Annotated in this window: 12 protein-coding genes, 1 tRNA gene, 1 pseudogene and 2 riboswitches; of the genes and pseudogenes, 7 read left to right on the forward strand and 7 right to left on the reverse strand. The window is 74.0% G+C overall.

The window, feature by feature from the left end; translation table 11 throughout:
* Positions 1-36 precede the first annotated feature (36 nt).
* The 5 genes and pseudogenes from argS to J1M38_RS08650 all read right to left on the reverse strand — a co-directional run bounded on the left by argS (position 37) and on the right by J1M38_RS08650 (position 5,255).
* Positions 37-1,707 (reverse strand): arginine--tRNA ligase, encoded by a 1,671-nt coding sequence (gene argS / locus J1M38_RS08630; protein ID WP_041103245.1) that lies wholly within the window; start codon positions 1,705-1,707, stop codon positions 37-39.
* Between the two features lie 114 nt (positions 1,708-1,821).
* Complete coding sequence (gene moeB, locus J1M38_RS12180; protein ID WP_044659215.1) at positions 1,822-3,018, reverse strand: molybdopterin-synthase adenylyltransferase MoeB; 1,197 nt, start codon at positions 3,016-3,018, stop codon at positions 1,822-1,824.
* Entirely contained in the window at positions 3,015-3,797 is a 783-nt protein-coding gene (locus J1M38_RS08640) for a thiazole synthase (RefSeq protein WP_169577990.1), read from the reverse strand. Before J1M38_RS08640 ends, moeB begins: the two co-directional genes overlap by 4 nt.
* Before the next feature lie 61 nt (positions 3,798-3,858).
* Positions 3,859-4,089, reverse strand: a pseudogene (thiS, locus tag J1M38_RS08645) (sulfur carrier protein ThiS); the annotation flags it as partial.
* Entirely contained in the window at positions 4,086-5,255 is a 1,170-nt protein-coding gene (locus tag J1M38_RS08650; protein WP_036316589.1) for an FAD-dependent oxidoreductase, read from the reverse strand. The gene J1M38_RS08650 and the pseudogene thiS, both read right to left, overlap by 4 nt.
* A riboswitch (TPP riboswitch) is annotated at positions 5,249-5,379 on the reverse strand. It overlaps the preceding gene by 7 nt.
* A 21-nt stretch (positions 5,380-5,400) precedes the next feature.
* Here J1M38_RS08650 and thiE point away from each other — a divergent pair.
* Both thiE and J1M38_RS08660 read left to right on the forward strand, forming a co-directional pair.
* Positions 5,401-6,144, forward strand: coding sequence for a thiamine phosphate synthase (gene thiE / locus J1M38_RS08655; RefSeq protein WP_036316591.1), 744 nt, complete (start codon positions 5,401-5,403; stop codon positions 6,142-6,144).
* 86 nt (positions 6,145-6,230) lie between these two features.
* A tRNA-Arg gene (locus tag J1M38_RS08660) sits at positions 6,231-6,303 on the forward strand.
* A gap of 196 nt (positions 6,304-6,499) precedes the next feature.
* Here J1M38_RS08660 and thiD read toward each other — a convergent pair.
* Positions 6,500-7,354: a bifunctional hydroxymethylpyrimidine kinase/phosphomethylpyrimidine kinase gene (gene thiD, locus J1M38_RS08665; RefSeq protein WP_044659216.1), complete on the reverse strand. Its 855-nt coding sequence runs from the start codon at positions 7,352-7,354 to the stop codon at positions 6,500-6,502.
* 73 nt (positions 7,355-7,427) lie between these two features.
* Here thiD and J1M38_RS08670 point away from each other — a divergent pair, with 73 nt between their 5' ends.
* The 5 genes from J1M38_RS08670 (at position 7,428) to J1M38_RS08690 (ending at position 13,658) form a co-directional block, all read left to right on the forward strand.
* Positions 7,428-8,585 carry a membrane protein gene (locus J1M38_RS08670; protein ID WP_044659217.1) on the forward strand — a complete coding sequence of 386 codons (1,158 nt, stop codon included), beginning with the start codon at positions 7,428-7,430 and terminating at the stop codon, positions 8,583-8,585.
* Positions 8,586-8,645: 60 nt separating this feature from the next.
* Positions 8,646-8,760: riboswitch (TPP riboswitch) on the forward strand.
* Positions 8,757-10,562 (forward strand): phosphomethylpyrimidine synthase ThiC, encoded by a 1,806-nt coding sequence (gene thiC, locus J1M38_RS08675; RefSeq protein WP_095695548.1) that lies wholly within the window; start codon positions 8,757-8,759, stop codon positions 10,560-10,562. It overlaps the preceding riboswitch by 4 nt.
* A gap of 380 nt (positions 10,563-10,942) precedes the next feature.
* On the forward strand, positions 10,943-11,854 hold the full coding sequence (locus J1M38_RS08680; protein WP_241246563.1) for a hypothetical protein: 912 nt from the start codon (positions 10,943-10,945) through the stop codon (positions 11,852-11,854).
* On the forward strand, positions 11,851-12,987 hold the full coding sequence (locus tag J1M38_RS08685) for a hypothetical protein (RefSeq protein ID WP_225348403.1): 1,137 nt from the start codon (positions 11,851-11,853) through the stop codon (positions 12,985-12,987). The genes J1M38_RS08680 and J1M38_RS08685 overlap by 4 nt, the downstream gene beginning before the upstream one ends.
* Positions 12,987-13,658, forward strand: coding sequence for an ABC transporter ATP-binding protein (locus tag J1M38_RS08690; protein WP_134416576.1), 672 nt, complete (start codon positions 12,987-12,989; stop codon positions 13,656-13,658). Before J1M38_RS08685 ends, J1M38_RS08690 begins: the two co-directional genes overlap by 1 nt.
* A gap of 91 nt (positions 13,659-13,749) precedes the next feature.
* Here the strand turns inward: J1M38_RS08690 and J1M38_RS08695 are convergent.
* On the reverse strand, positions 13,750-14,595 hold an 846-nt coding region (locus J1M38_RS08695), incomplete at its 5' end, for an IS481 family transposase (RefSeq protein WP_206501225.1).

Genomic DNA, 14,595 nt, shown 5'->3' on the forward strand with positions numbered 1-14,595 from the left:
AGGCGGGGGCGGGCTGCGGCGTCGTCATCCGGGCGCTCACATCTTCTCCGGGGCGGTCACGCCGAGCAGGCCGAGACCGTTGGCCAGCACCTGGGCGGTGGCGTCGTTGAGCCACAGGCGGGTGCGGTTGAGGGTCTCGACGGGACGCGGCGTGCCGTCGTCGGTGGGCATGGGCACGATGCGGCAGGCGGCGTACCAGGAGTGGTAGGCCCCGGCGATCACCTCGAGGTGGCGGGCCACGCGGTGCGGCTCGCGCAGGCGCGCCGCCGCGCCGACGACGGCCGGGAACTCCGCCAGCTGGGCCAGCAGCTCCGACTCGGTGGCGTGGGTGAGCAGGGCGGCGTCGAACTCGGAGCGGTCCACGCCGTGGGCCTGCGCGGTGCGCGCCGCGCCCGAGGCGCGGGCGTGGGCGTACTGCACGTAGTAGACGGGGTTGTCGTTCGTGGCGGAGCGCAGCAGCTCGGGGTCGATCGTCAGGGGCGAGTCCGCGGGGTAGCGGGCCAGGTCGTAGCGCAGGGCGTCGCGGCCGAGCCACTCCACGAGGTCCTTGAGCTCGATGATGTTGCCGGCGCGCTTGGAGAGCTTCGCGCCGTTGACCGAGATGAGCTGGCCGATGAGGATCTCGATGTTCGTCGCCGGGTCGTCGCCGGCGGCGGCGGCGATCGCCTTGAGGCGGTTCACGTAGCCGTGGTGGTCGGCGCCGAGCAGGTACACCTTCTCCTCGAAGCCGCGGTCGCGCTTGTGGAGGTAGTAGGCGGCGTCGGCGGCGAAGTAGGTGGGCTCGCCGTTGGCGCGGATGAGCACGCGGTCCTTGTCGTCGCCGAAGTCGGTGGTCTTGAGCCACACGGCGCCCTCGCGGTCCTCGATGTGGCCCTGTTCGCGCAGCCGCTGCACGGCCTGGTCGATCGCGCCGGAGTCGTGGAGCGTCTGCTCCGAGGTGAACACGTCGAAGTGCACGTCGAAGGCGGCGAGCGTGTCCTTGATGTCCTGCATCTGGAGCCGGTACGCGGCCTCGCGGACCACCGGGCGGGCGGCCTCGTCCGTCAGCTCGCGCACGTCCGGGTGCTCGAGGGCGACGGCGTCGGCCAGCTCCTGCACGTACGCGCCCGGGTAGCCGCCCGCGGGGACGTCACGGCCGTGCAGGCGGGCGAGGACCGAGTCGGCGAACACGTTCATCTGGTTGCCGGCGTCGTTGACGTAGTACTCGGCGGTGACGTCCGCGCCCGAGGCGCGCAGCAGGCGGGCGATCGCGTCGCCCAGCGCGGCCCAGCGGGTGTGGCCGATGTGCAGCGGGCCGGTGGGGTTGGCGGAGACGAACTCCATGTTCACGGTGTGCCCGGCCAGGGCGTCGTTGCGGCCGTACTCCGGGCCGGCCTCGACGATCTCGCGGGCCAGGGCACCGGCCGAGGCCGCGTCCAGGGTGACGTTGAGGAAGCCGGGGCCGGCGACGTCGACGGCGGCGATGCCCGGCTTGTCGGTCAGGCGCTCGGCCACGAGCCCGGCGAGGTCGCGCGGGGCCATCCCGGCCTTCTTGCCCAGCTGGAGGGCGACGTTGGTGGCCCAGTCGCCGTGCTCGCGGCTGCGGGGTCGCTCCACCTTCACGCGCGCGGGGGTGATCTCCTCCCGCAGCGCGGCGGGGAGGTCACCGGCATCGACGGCGTCGGTGAGGACAGCGGACAGCAGGGCGGAGAGGTCTTCGGGCTTCACCCGCGCAAGTCTACGGAAGGGCCGCCGCGCCCGTGCGCGTGCGAACGAACCCTGCGAGATGGCCCCCTCCGGCCCGCGGTGGGGGCCATCTCGCAGGGTTCGTCGGGGTGGGGGTCAGGCGGGCCAGGCGGCGAGGCCGCCGGCGAGGGACAGGACGCGCCCGCCGGCGCTCGGGTCGGCCCCGACGACGGCGTCCCGCGCCCGGGCCGACCGGGCTCCGGCGGCGCAGTAGACCACCAGGACGCGGTCCTGCCCGGGCGCGAGGGCCGCCGGCTCCGCGAGGACGGCCTCGAGCGGGACGTGCCGATCGGCCACCGTCGCGGGGGCCTCGACCCGGCGCAGGCGGCGCTCCCAGTCCTCGCGGACGTCGAGCAGGGTGAGGGACGCGGCCCGGGCGGGGTCGGCGAGCAGGGCGGCCAGCGCGGCGGGGGCGATCTCCCCGCCCGCGGCGCCGCACGCCTCCGCCGAGCCGGGGGCGCCGGCGTCGTCCGGGCGGGGGGCCTGGTCCGCGTGGGCGGACAGGTCCGTCACGGGGGTCCGCTCGGGGTCGGGCACGAGCCGCAGCTCACGGAAGCGCATCGTCAGGGCGTCCACGGAGAGCAGCCGCCCGACCAGGGGCTCACCCACCCCGGAGAGCAGCTTGATCGCCTCGGCCGCCATGAGGGAGCCGATGATCCCGGGCAGCACCCCGAGCACCCCGGCCTGCGCGCACGAGGGCACCTCGCCGGGTTCGGGCCGCTCCGGGAACACGTCCCGGTACAGCGGCCCGCCCGGGGCGAACACGCTCACCTGCCCCGCGAACCGCAGGATCGCGCCCCACACCACGGGCACGCCCGCGATCTCGCAGGCATCGGCAACGAGGTAGCGGGTCGCGTAGTTGTCCGTGCCGTCGAGCACGAGGTCCACGGCGCCGACCCGTTCGAGCGCGTTGGCCGCGGTCAGGCGTTCGCGGTGCTCGACCACGCGCACCTCGGGGTGCAGGCCGCGCATCGTCGCGGCGGCGGAGGCGGTCTTGGGACGGCCGAGGTCCGCCTCGGCGTGGATCACCTGGCGGTGCAGGTTGGAACGGTCCACCACGTCGTCGTCGATCACGTGGACCTCCCCCACGCCCGCGGCGGCGAGGTAGGTCAGCACGGGCGCCCCGAGGCCGCCGGCGCCGACCACGAGGACGCGGGAGCGCAGCAGCGCCAGCTGGGCCTCGGGGCCGAAGCCGTCCAGGCTCAGGTGGCGGGCGAAGCGCTCGAGCTGGGTGTCGGACAGCGCGGTGAGGTCGCGGGGCTCGCGGGCGGCGGGGTCCAGGGCGGCGGTCACCGCTCGTCCTCCTCGGCCGTGACCCGCCCGGCCATCGGCGAGGAGGCCAGGGCGTGCTCGCGGCGCGGGATGCGCCCGGCACGGCGGGCGTGGAAGCCCGCCTCGAGCGCGAGCCGGCACGCGTGGGCCATGCGGGCGGGCTCGGCGGCGCGCGTGATCGCCGAGGCGGCGAGCACGGCGTCGCAGCCGGCCTCCATCGCCAGGGCGACGTCCGAGGCGGTGCCCACGCCGGCGTCGAGCACGATCGGCACGGAGGCGCGGGAGACGATCAGCTCCAGGTGTGCGCGGTTGAGGATGCCCAGCCCCGAGCCGATCGGCGAGCCCAGCGGCATGACGGCGGCGGCGCCGGCCTGCTCGAGGCGCAGCGCCATGGCGGGGTCGTCCGAGGTGTAGGCCAGGACGGTGAAGCCGTCGGCGGCGAGCCGCTCGGTGGCCTCGAGGGTCTCGACGACGTCGGGCAGCAGGGTGCGCTCATCGGCGATGACCTCGACCTTCACGAGGTCGGTCTCGAGCGCCTCCCGGCCGAGCCGGGCGGTGAGCACGGCGTCCCGGGCGGTGTAGCAGCCGGCGGTGTTGGGCAGCACGTCGATGCCGAGGCGGTCCAGCAGCGCGACCAGGCCGTCACGGGTGTCCGCGGACCAGCGGCGCAGCGCCACGGTGGTGAGCGTGGTGCCGGAGGCGACGAGGGCGCCCTCGAGGGCGGTCAGGTCGGTGATGCCGCCCGTGCCCATGATGAGCCGGGAGGCCAGGTCGTAGCCGCCGATCCGCAGCGGCGGGATCGCGGGGGCGGAATGTCTGTCTGATTATTTTTTTTTTTTTTAGATGTGTATAAGAGCCAGGCACCGCGGTGACGACGTCGACCTCGTCCCCGGCGGCCAGCTCCCGGGTGGCCCAGGCCGACCGGGGCACGACCTCGCCGCCGACCGCCACGGCCACGCCGAGCCGCCGCCCATCCGCGGCGGCGCCGTCCTCGCCGATCGCGCGCCCGGTGACGTGCGCGACGACGTCGCGGACGGTGGCCACGGCCAGCTCGGCGGGCTCTCCGTTGAGGGTCAGGGGGAGGGTGCTCATGCGATCTCCTTCAGGCGGGCGTGCAGCAGCTCGAGGATCCGCCCGGCCGCCCAGGGGGCGAGCAGGATCCCGTGACGGTGGAAGCCGGTGGCGACGACGGCGCCCGGAGCCTCGGGCACGGCGAGCACGCGCGGGGCGTCGTCGGGGGTGCCGGGGCGGGCGGCGGTGGTGATCTCGACCAGCTCGCACTCGCGGACGGCGGGCAGGATCGCGGCGGCGTCGGCGAGCAGGTCCAGCACGGCCCCGGCGGAGGTGCCGGCCAGGCCGTCCTCGCGGGCCGAGGCGCCGACCACGAGGGTGCCGTCCGCGCGGGGCACGAGGTAGACCTGGCGCCCGTGGACGAGGCCGCGGACGGTGCGGGTGATCAGGTGCGACTCCCCCGGCAGCAGCTGCTCGGGGCGCACCCGCAGACGCAGCACGTCGCCGTGGACGGGGCGCAGCGGGACCTCGACGGCGGTGGCCGCGCCGCCGATCCCGCGGTGGCCCAGGCCCGCGGCGAGGACCGCGCCGTCGGCGGTGAGGACGCCCCCGTCGGCCAGCGTGAGGCGCACCCCCTCGCCCTCCGGGCCGGCGGCGGTGACGCGTCCGGCCACGAACCGGGCGGCGGGTCCGGCGCCGACCGGGAGCGGGCCGCCGTCGGGTCCGGTCTCGGCGCGCAGGGCGGCGACGCAGGCGGCGGCGAGCCGTCGCGGGTCCACCTGATGGTCGTCCGGGGCGTCGAAGCCGGCGGCCAGGCCCGGGGCCAGGGCGGGCTCGGCGCGGCGCAGCGCGCGGACGGAGACGGGCTCGACCCGGCGACCGAGGATCGAGGCGTGCTCGAGCACGTGGTCCCAGGCGCGGGCGTCCGAGGGGTCCGCGGCCACGATCCAGGCGCCCTGTGCGAGGAAGCCCGTCTCCACATCGGTGAAGGCGGCGAGCAGGTCCACGAGGGCCGGGTAGGCCTCCCAGCCGGCCTGCAGCAGCGGGGCGAGGTCGTCCTGGCTGAACTGGGTCTCGGCGAGCGGCGCGAGCATCCCCGCCGCGGCGTGGGTGGCCCCGGCCACGGCGTGCGGGCGCCCGGCGGCGTCCAGCTCGGGGGCGATCAGGGTGACGGCGTGGCCTGCGGCACGCAGACGCACGGCGGCGGTGAGGCCGATGATCCCGGCCCCGACGACGGCCACGTGCACGGACCGGTCCTCCTCACGGCGGCATGACCCGCATCGAGTGGTGATGGTCGGCCGCGCCGGCGCGGTGCGCCCCTGCGGCCCTCTCAGCCCGGCGTGTGCGGCCCGGGCTCCCATGGAACAGCGGCCAGTCTGCCACAGTGGGCGCATGCACTCCCCCGATCCGCTCCTGATGACCGCGGCCGGCCGCGACGACGGCGGCACCGGCCCCGGCGCGCGCCGCCGCGCCCGCCTCGCCGCCTCCCGGCTGTACGTCTGCACCGACCTGCAGCGGTTCCTGCGCCCGGACGGCACGCTCGACACGGCCGCGTTCGCCGACTTCTGCGCGGCGGCGTTCCGCGGCGGAGTAGACGTGATCCAGGTGCGGGACAAGGCCGTGGACGTGGCGGTCGAGCTGGCCGCGTTCGCCACGCTCGTCCCGCTGGCCCGGGAGCACGGGGCGCTCTCGGCCGCCAACGACCGCGCCGACGTCGCCGCCCTGGCCGGGGTGGACGTGTTCCACACGGGCCAGACCGACCTGACCACCGCGCAGTGCCGCGCCCTGCTGGGCCCGGACGTGGTGCTCGGCCGCTCGTGCCACACCGAGGCGCAGGTGCGCGGCGCCCGCGCGGAGGACGGCCTGGACTACTTCTGCACGGGGCCGGTGTGGGCGACGCCCACGAAGCCGGGCCGGGCCGCCGTCGGACTGGAACTGCCGACCCTCGCCGCACGCCTGGACGCGGAGGACCCGGCGGGGGCGCGGCCGTGGTTCGCCATCGGCGGCGTCGACGCGGACCGGCTGCCCGAGGTCCGCGCGGCCGGGGCGGAACGGATCGTGGTGGTCCGCGCCGTGACGCAGGCCGAGGACCCCGAGGCCGCGGCCCGGACCCTGCGCGCGGGCCTGCCCGGCTGACGCGCCCCGCGGGGAGGTCACGGACGGGCCGTCCTGATGGTGTAGAGTCGACGAGTCCGCAACGCGCTCGACGCGTCGCGACCCCCGCCTCCGTAGCTCAGGGGATAGAGCGTCTGCCTCCGGAGCAGAAGGCCGCAGGTTCGAATCCTGCCGGGGGCACGAGCGAACAGAGCCGGACCCCCGTGGCGACACGGTGGTCCGGCTCTTCTGCGTTCTGCGGACCCGGACGCTCGAGCGGAGCGGGAGGTCCGGGTCACCGGCATTCGAGGCGGGAAATCGACCTCATAGGACGTCCCGAGGTGCGTATTCGCCGGATTTCCCGCCTCGAACGTGTCGAAGCCCGGAGGTCCCGCCCTCAGCCCCGCTGCGCATGACCGTGGTCGACGGGCCCGTGCCACGTCGGCCGCGAGGCGTCCCCGACCGCGAGCGCCTCCCCCGCCCGCATCGCGTCGGCCAGCCACGGCTTGGCCCGCTCGAGTGCGTCGTCCCAGCTCAGGCCCGCCCCGGCCAGCGTGGCCAGGGCCGAGGAGAGGGTGCAGCCGGTGCCGTGCGAGGCGCGGGTCGTCACGCGCGGGCCGCGCACCTCGTGCACGGCCCCGCCCACGCGCACGACGGCGTCCGGCACCTCCGCCGCTGCGGCCTCGGGCGCCTCGGTCTCGTCCAGGTGCCCGCCCTTGAGCAGCACCGTCACCCCGTGCTCGGCGGCCAGGCCCCGCGCCGCGTCGAGGGCGGCGTCCCAGTCCGTCGCGTCCCGCCCGGTCAGCCGGGCCAGCTCGGGCAGGTTGGGTGTCACCAGGTGCGCCACCCGCAGCAGCCGGGCCCACGCGGCGCGCCCGTCGTCGTCGCCGACCGCGGTGAGGGCGTCCCCGCTCGAGGCCACCATGACCGGGTCCAGCACGACGACGGCGGGCCGGGTCTCCTCGAGCCAGCCGGCGACGGCCCGCATGAGCTCCACCGTGCCGAGCATGCCGATCTTCACGGCGTCCACGGCGATGTCGGCGGCGACCGAGTCGAGCTGGGCGCGCACCACGTCCACCGGCAGCGGGTGGACGGCCTGCACGCCCTGCGTGTTCTGGGCGGTGATCGCGGTGATCGCGGTCATCCCGTAGCCGCCCCACGCGGCGATGGTCTTCAGGTCGGCCTGGACACCGGCGCCGCCGCCGGAGTCGGAGCCGGCGATGCTGAGCACACGGGGGACGGCGGAGGTCATGCGGGGGCTCCTTCGGGTCGGGGCGGATCGGCCGCCCGGGCCGGGCCGATCCCGCCCATGAGAATGTAGTCGCATGTCCCACGTCACAGAGAGCTCTCCCGCGCACCCCGGCCGAGCCGAGGAGTCGGCGCCGCTGCGGCCGACCTCCCCGCTCGGGATCGCCGCCACGTTCATCGGCACCACCATCGGCGCCGGGTACGCCTCGGGCAACGAGATCCTGCAGTACTTCGTGAGCTTCGGCCTCTGGGGCGGCACGGGGGCGCTCGTGATCGCCGGCGCGCTGTTCTTCCTGCTCGCGGTGATCGTGCTGCGGCTGGCGCAGAAGCTGCGGACCACGGACATCCACCGGATCGTGAACCCCACGACGTCGCGCGTGCCCACCTGGTTCGCGGACCTGTCCATCACCACGTCCCTGCTGGGGACGCTGGTGATCATGCTGGCCGGGGCCGGGGCGGCGGTGCACACCGCGTTCGGGCTGCCCTCGCTCGTGGGCTCGCTGGTGATGGCCACCGTCTGCGTGGTCTCGGTGCTGGCCGGCATCACGGGCCTCGTGCGCGTCCAGGCCGTGGTGGTCCCCCTGATCATCGTGGTCGCCGTCGGCGTCGCGGTGTGGGGGTTGGCGAACCCGGGGGCCGCGGTGGACGACGTCGCCGCGCTCGTGACCTCGTCCCCGCTGATCAACCAGTGGTGGCTCTCGGGCGTGCTGTACGTGGCCTTCAACATCCAGCTGGCCTACGCGGTGCTCGCCCCGATCGGCGAGGAGAGCTCCTCGTCGGGCCGCTCCCTCGTCGCCGGGGCCGGGCTCGGGGCCCTGGGCCTCGTGGTGATGGCCGGCGCGGTGATGGCCGCGATGACCGCCCACGCCCAGCTGATCGGCCGCGCCGAGCTGCCCATGGTCGAGCTGGCCGCGATGATCGGCGGCTGGGCCGCCCTGCTGTACACGGTCGTCCTGCTGCTGGCGCAGTTCACGACGGCGGTCTCGTGCCTGTACGGCGGGGTGGAGCGCATCGCCCTGCTGTCCTCGATGCGCCGCGTGCCGGGCTGGGTCATCGCCGTCGTCACGGCCCTGGCCGCCACCCTGCTCTCGAGCGTCGGCTTCTCCGACCTCGTGGGCACCGTCTACCCCGTCCTCGGCTACGCCGGCCTCGTCATCATCGTGATGCTGGTCGTGACGTGGATCGTCGAGCGCTCCACGGTGCGCCGCCGGGCGGCCCGCGCGGCGCGCGCCTGAGCGCCCGGCCGCATGGCCGGACGGCGGCGGTGAGACCCCGCGGGGGACGTGCTAGGGTCGCTCGCATCCCACGGGAGCCCCACGGCACGGGGCTGAGACCGGGCTGACGCCGCCCGGAGACCGTCTGAACCTGTCCGGGTCATTCCGGCGAAGGAAGAAGGAGCCGCGGCCATGTCCGTTTCCGAGCGCACCCCCCTGCCCGCAGCCGAGTCGACGGCCGAGGTCGTCGCCGAGGAGAACTACCCCACGCACCGTCTGGGCTGGCTCGAGGATGCCGAGCACGGCATCCGCGTGCCCGTCACCGAGGTCCACCAGGACGACTCCCCCGACGGCACGCCCAACCCGCCCCTGACCGTCTACCGCACCATGGGCCCGGGCTCCGTGCCCGAGCGCGGCCTGCCCGCCCAGCGCGCCGAGTGGATCCGCGCCCGCGCTGACGTCGAGGAGTACGAGGGCCGCGAGCGCGACCTGCTCGACGACGGCCGCTCGGCCGTGCGCCGCGGCGCCGCTTCACAGGAGTGGGCCGGCGAGCGCCGCCCCCCGCTGCGCGCCAAGGAGGGCGCGCGCGTCACCCAGATGCACTACGCCCGGCGCGGCGAGATCACCCCGGAGATGCGCTACGTCGCCCTGCGCGAGGGCGTGGACGTGGAGCTGGTGCGCTCCGAGGTCGCGGCCGGCCGCGCCATCATCCCGGCGAACGTGAACCACCCCGAGTCGGAGCCGATGATCATCGGCAAGGCGTTCGCCGTGAAGGTCAACGCGAACATCGGCAACTCGGCGGTGACGTCGTCGATCGCCGAGGAGGTCTCGAAGCTGCAGTGGGCCACCCGCTGGGGCGCGGACACCGTGATGGACCTGTCCACGGGCGACGACATCCACACCACCCGCGAGTGGATCCTGCGCAACTCCCCCGTGCCGATCGGCACCGTGCCGATCTACCAGGCCCTCGAGAAGGTCGGCGGCGACCACCAGGCCCTGACCTGGGAGATCTTCCGCGACACCGTGATCGAGCAGTGCGAGCAGGGCGTGGACTACATGACCGTGCACGCCGGCGTGCTGCTGCGCCACGTGCCGCTGTCCGCGGACCGCGTGACCGGCATCGTCTCCCGCGGCGGCTCGATCATGGCCGGCTGGTGCCTGGGCCACCACAAGGAGAACTTCCTCTACGAGAACTACGACGAGCTCTGCGAGATCTTCGCGCGCTACGACGTCGCGTTCTCCCTGGGCGACGGCCTGCGGCCGGGCTCCGTGGCGGACGCCAACGACGCCGCCCAGTTCGCCGAGCTCGACACGCTCGCCGAGCTGACGGAGCGGGCGTGGGCGTACGACGTCCAGGTCATGGTGGAGGGCCCCGGCCACATCCCGCTGCACCTGGTGCGGGAGAACGTGGAGCGCCAGCAGGAGCTGTGCAAGGGCGCCCCGTTCTACACGCTCGGCCCCCTCGTCACGGACATCGCCCCGGCGTACGACCACATCACCTCGGCCATCGGCGCCACCGAGATCGCCCGCTACGGCACCGCGATGCTCTGCTACGTCACGCCCAAGGAGCACCTGGGCCTGCCGGACCGGGACGACGTGAAGACGGGTGTGATCACCTACAAGATCGCCGCGCACGCCGCCGACGTCGCCAAGGGCCACCCCGGCGCCCGCGACCGCGACGACGCGCTGTCCAAGGCGCGCTTCGAGTTCCGCTGGCGCGACCAGTTCGGCCTCGGCCTGGACCCGCAGCTCGCCGAGGAGTACCACGACGAGACGCTGCCGGCCGAGCCCGCCAAGACCGCCCACTTCTGCTCGATGTGCGGGCCGAAGTTCTGCTCCATGCGCATCAGCCAGGACATCCGCAGCGAGTTCGGCGGCGCGTCCGAGCAGGCGCGGATCGCCGAGGCCGGCATGGCCGCGAAGTCCGCGGAGTTCCGGGCCGCCGGCGGGTCCGTGTACCTGCCCGAGCCGACGATCCGCACCGCCTCGGACGCCTGAGGCCGGGACGCGGGGTGAGGTGGGGCGGGATGGCCCGCCCCTGCGCCACCTGACGATCGCGTCATGACCTGAGGACCGCCACCAGGTCATGACGCGATCGCCAGGACAAGGCCCTCCGGGACGGCGAAGGCGCGGCCCCACGGACGGGGCAGTGCGCTCGGTGGTCGATCGAGTGGTGATGCCTCTTGACTCACACCCACACTGGGCTCACTATTCCGGCAGGCCCCTGTGATGCGTGTCCCATTCGCCCACAGGAATTGCGTGGAGGGAATATGACGTGAAAGTCGACATGACCCCGCCGGTCCGCACCCCAGGGGCACTTCCCAGGTGAGGCATCATCCAGCCGCTCAGCTTTCCTCGGGCCAGCCGTGATGACCCGGATGCTCGTCTCGAGATTCCTCCTTCTCCTGATCGCGCTCGGAACAGCAGCGCTCCTCGCGTCCTACGTCGGGGTGGAGAAGGAGGACCGCTGGCGCATGGACGGCACGGTGTACGAGATCTCGGCATTCCCCGCTGGCGAGGCCTGGCCCATGATCCGGACGTCGCTGACGGGACCGGACTCCGGTTCTGCGGCCACGTCCACGAGCCCCCACGTGACGGCCCTCGCCGGCCGACCTGCCCTGGACGTGCTCCCGGATGGCGTCGCCCCGACCGCGATCGTCCCCAGCACCTCCCCCTTCGCCGCACGTGCCGCTGCGGGCGAGCTGAGCTGGCCGGACGTCGATCGGGTCGTCGTCCGAGACCTCTCCTCCGCGCCGGATCGCGCCACCGAAGCAGACCTCCTGGTCCCGTTCCTCTCCACCGACAGTTCGTCCCTTGCCGGCGTGATCGGCGGCTCACCGGCCCAGCTCGGCGAGCTCGTCCAATCGCTGCGGCGGGCCGGTGTCGTCATCGACGTCGTCCCGCTCCCGCCGCCGTGGGAGGCAGCGATGCGACGCAGTGTCCATGTGCCCCTGCTCGCCGTGCTCGCCGGCTTCGCCCTGCTGGGCGCACAGGTCGTCTGGCGCACGACCCTGCGCAGTCGACTGCTCCCTGCCGTTACCTCGCACCGCCTCGTCGGTGCCTCCCCACTGCGAGCGGCCCGGCTCGGTGTGGGGCCCGCCATGGTCGCCTGGACGACCGCCGCCGCGAGTGCCGGCGGAGTCTGGCTCGTGGCATGGCCCCGGTGGGACGCGGAGATCGGTCTCACCGGTGACACCGCTCTCCTCTGGTCCGCCGTGCTCGTCGTGGACGCCATCCTCATCCTCGGCACGACCCTGTCCACCCTCTGGGTCCGAAGGGCACACGCATGACGGCAGCCATGCGGGCCGTTGCGGACGGCCTCCGCGACCTGTTCGACACGCCCGGACTGCTGTTCCTGTCCCTGCTGCACACGACCGTGGCGTCGGTCGTGTTCGGACTGGCCCTGGGCGTCGCCGGCGGGGTGACCACGGCGCTCGAGGTGCTCGAGGACGCCGAGTCGTCGGGCCTGGTGGCAGCCAGGATCCTGGACCCCGCCGTCACGACCGACCTCCACCCCCGCGCCGTCGACACCGTCTCCCGGGCGTTCGCCGCCCATGTCGACGGAGTCGACCCCCGTGCCTTCCTCGTGACGGACGCCATCGGAATCGAGGACCCCCGGCTGCAGGGGGCGGTCATCGCCACGCCTGGTCTGGCCCGGGAGTTCGGCGCCGCTGCTGCCGTCAGTCCCGCCGCGGGTGTGTACTTCGCTCCCGCCGCGATCACCTCCGGGGCACCGGGCGGCACCGTGTACGTGGGGTCCACACCCCACAGCTATGCCGGCCCACTCCCCGGGGACGCGGCCGCGCCGCGGGCCGACGGATCCCTCTGGCCCCTGGGTGAGTCGCCCGTCATCGTCACCAGCACGACGACCATGGCCGGCCTGATCGAACCGGTCCAGCTCGCGGCGGTCTTCGGTTCCGTCGTGGCACGCCAGGACGCGGCCTCCGAGGTGAGAGCGGCACTCGACGTCCTCGAGGACGAGACGGGCGTGGTCGCCGAGTTGGCCCCGATCGCCTCGACCAGGTCTCCGATCGCCCGAGAAGCCCGCGGTGCCGCGCTCATGGTCACCGCCTACACCGCCGGGCTTGCCAGCGCCGTCGTGACGGTGGTGAGCCTCCTGACGACCATGACCCGTCGACTCACGCCCACGTGGCTGGCGCACCTGACGGTCGGGGCGCCCAGACGACTGATCCGGCTCCGGATCGCCACATCCGTGGCCGCGGTATGGGGCATTCCGGCCGTGCTCGGATCGTTGCTCGGCCTCGGCATCGCCTCGGAAGCGGGCGGACTGCGTCCGGCGCCTGCCGTCGTCGTGGTCGGGCTGGCGGTCGTCTTGGCGATCGCCGCTGCGTGCACCCGTCATCCCCTCCGCCAGCTGCACCGGGCCGTCCGCACGGCGGCACTCGTCGAAAGGACCGTGTGATGTCCCTGCTCACCGTGCACGACGTACACCGCTCCTACCGCGGCCCCGCCGGGGATGTCCCCGTGCTCCGCGGCGTCTCGCTCCAGGTCCCCGGGGGCGGCGTCCACGCGATCATGGGACCCTCCGGGTCCGGCAAGTCGACCCTGCTGCGGCTCCTCGCCTGCCTTGACACACCGGACGCCGGGAGCATCCGTGTGGCCGGGCGGAGCCTGCCGGCACCGTGGTCGTCCGACGGCGACGCCTACCGGAACCGGACGTGCGGCATCGTGCTCCAGGACCATCTGCTCATCGATCGGGCGACCGCCGTGGACAACGCGGCCCTGCCGCTGCTCTACGCGCGGCCGCGCCCGGCGAAGCGCGAGCGTCGCACCATGGCCGCCGAGCTTCTGACGCGTCTCGGGCTCGGAGACCGTCTCCACCACCCCGTCGGCCGACTCTCCGGCGGCGAGCGCCAGCGCGTGGCCATCGCCCGGGCCGTGATCATGGGGCCCTCCCTGCTGCTCGCCGACGAGCCGACGGGCGCCCTGGACGAGGAGCGCACCGACGAGGTGATGGGGCTCTTCCGCTCCATGTCCCAGCCGGAGCGGGCGATCGTGATCGTGACGCATGACCCCGCCGTGGCGGCCCGGTGCGACCACACGTGGCGGCTGCGGGCCGGGCGGCTCGAGTGACGAGGTCCGGCCGTGCCTCCTGCACAGGTGTCCGCAGACGGGGCTGCGTCCCCGGGCGTCGCGTTCCGGCTCCGGATGTCCGGGGCCGCTCCTAGGTGTAAGAGGTCATGACGTTGTTGACTCGGGCCGGGGCCAACGAGGCCGGTGGAGCATCTCCGCAGGAGGTATGCGGCCGATGGTAGTTGTAGTGGTTCACCCACACTGCCAACGCCTCACGCCGGGCCGTCTCTGAGGTATACGGGCGGGCGTAGAGGACCTCATCGACCATCAGCCGGTTGTAGCGTTCGACCTTCCCGTTATGGCGGGGCGTGTAGGGCCGGATCCGGTGGTGCCGGCCCCCGAGCGAGACCACCTTGGCGGTGAAGTCCACGGCCCGGTAGTTGTTGCCGTTGTCCGTGATCACCCTGTCGATCCGGATGCCGTGGGCGGCGAAGAACGCCCTCGCCCGGCAGAAGAACCCGATCGTGGTCACCGCCTTCTCGTCCTCCAACGCCTCGGTGTACGCCAGGCGGGTGTACCCGTCGATCGCCGAGTGCAGGTAGGTGTACCCGACCCGTCGGCCAGGCCCGCGTTTGGCCGCTCGCGCGTTCTCGGAGTCCCGGCCGTGAGCACGCCAGCCGCCCCCCTCGGGGATGCGCCCGATTTTCTTCACGTCCAGGTGCACCATGTGCCCCGGGCCGCGGGCGGTGATCTTCTGTGGTCGTTGGCGCAGGTCCTCACCCGTGGGCGCGAGGTCTCGCAACCGGGAGATGCCCAGCCGGTGCATCCACCTCCCCACGGTGCGCAGGCACAGCTGGTGGCCTTCGGAGGCGAGGTGGTGATGGATGCGCCGTGCGGACCACTTGCGCTCCCGCCGCAGGGCGTGGATCTGGGCGACCAGGACCGGATCGAGCTGGGCAGGTGAACGGTGCGGCCGGCTGGGCAGGTCCTGAAGGCC

The sequence above is a fragment of the Micrococcus sp. KRD070 genome (genome assembly GCF_017168435.1).
Lineage (GTDB): Bacteria > Actinomycetota > Actinomycetes > Actinomycetales > Micrococcaceae > Micrococcus > Micrococcus luteus.

Coding starts and splice junctions, on each gene's coding strand:
- thiE (WP_036316591.1), top strand. CDS start 5,401: ATGCACTCCCCCGATCCGCTCCTGATGACCGCGGCCGGCCGCGACGAC.
- thiD (WP_044659216.1), bottom strand. CDS start 7,354: ATGACCTCCGCCGTCCCCCGTGTGCTCAGCATCGCCGGCTCCGACTCC.
- J1M38_RS08670 (WP_044659217.1), top strand. CDS start 7,428: ATGTCCCACGTCACAGAGAGCTCTCCCGCGCACCCCGGCCGAGCCGAG.
- thiC (WP_095695548.1), top strand. CDS start 8,757: ATGTCCGTTTCCGAGCGCACCCCCCTGCCCGCAGCCGAGTCGACGGCC.
- J1M38_RS08680 (WP_241246563.1), top strand. CDS start 10,943: ATGCTCGTCTCGAGATTCCTCCTTCTCCTGATCGCGCTCGGAACAGCA.
- J1M38_RS08685 (WP_225348403.1), top strand. CDS start 11,851: ATGACGGCAGCCATGCGGGCCGTTGCGGACGGCCTCCGCGACCTGTTC.
- J1M38_RS08690 (WP_134416576.1), top strand. CDS start 12,987: ATGTCCCTGCTCACCGTGCACGACGTACACCGCTCCTACCGCGGCCCC.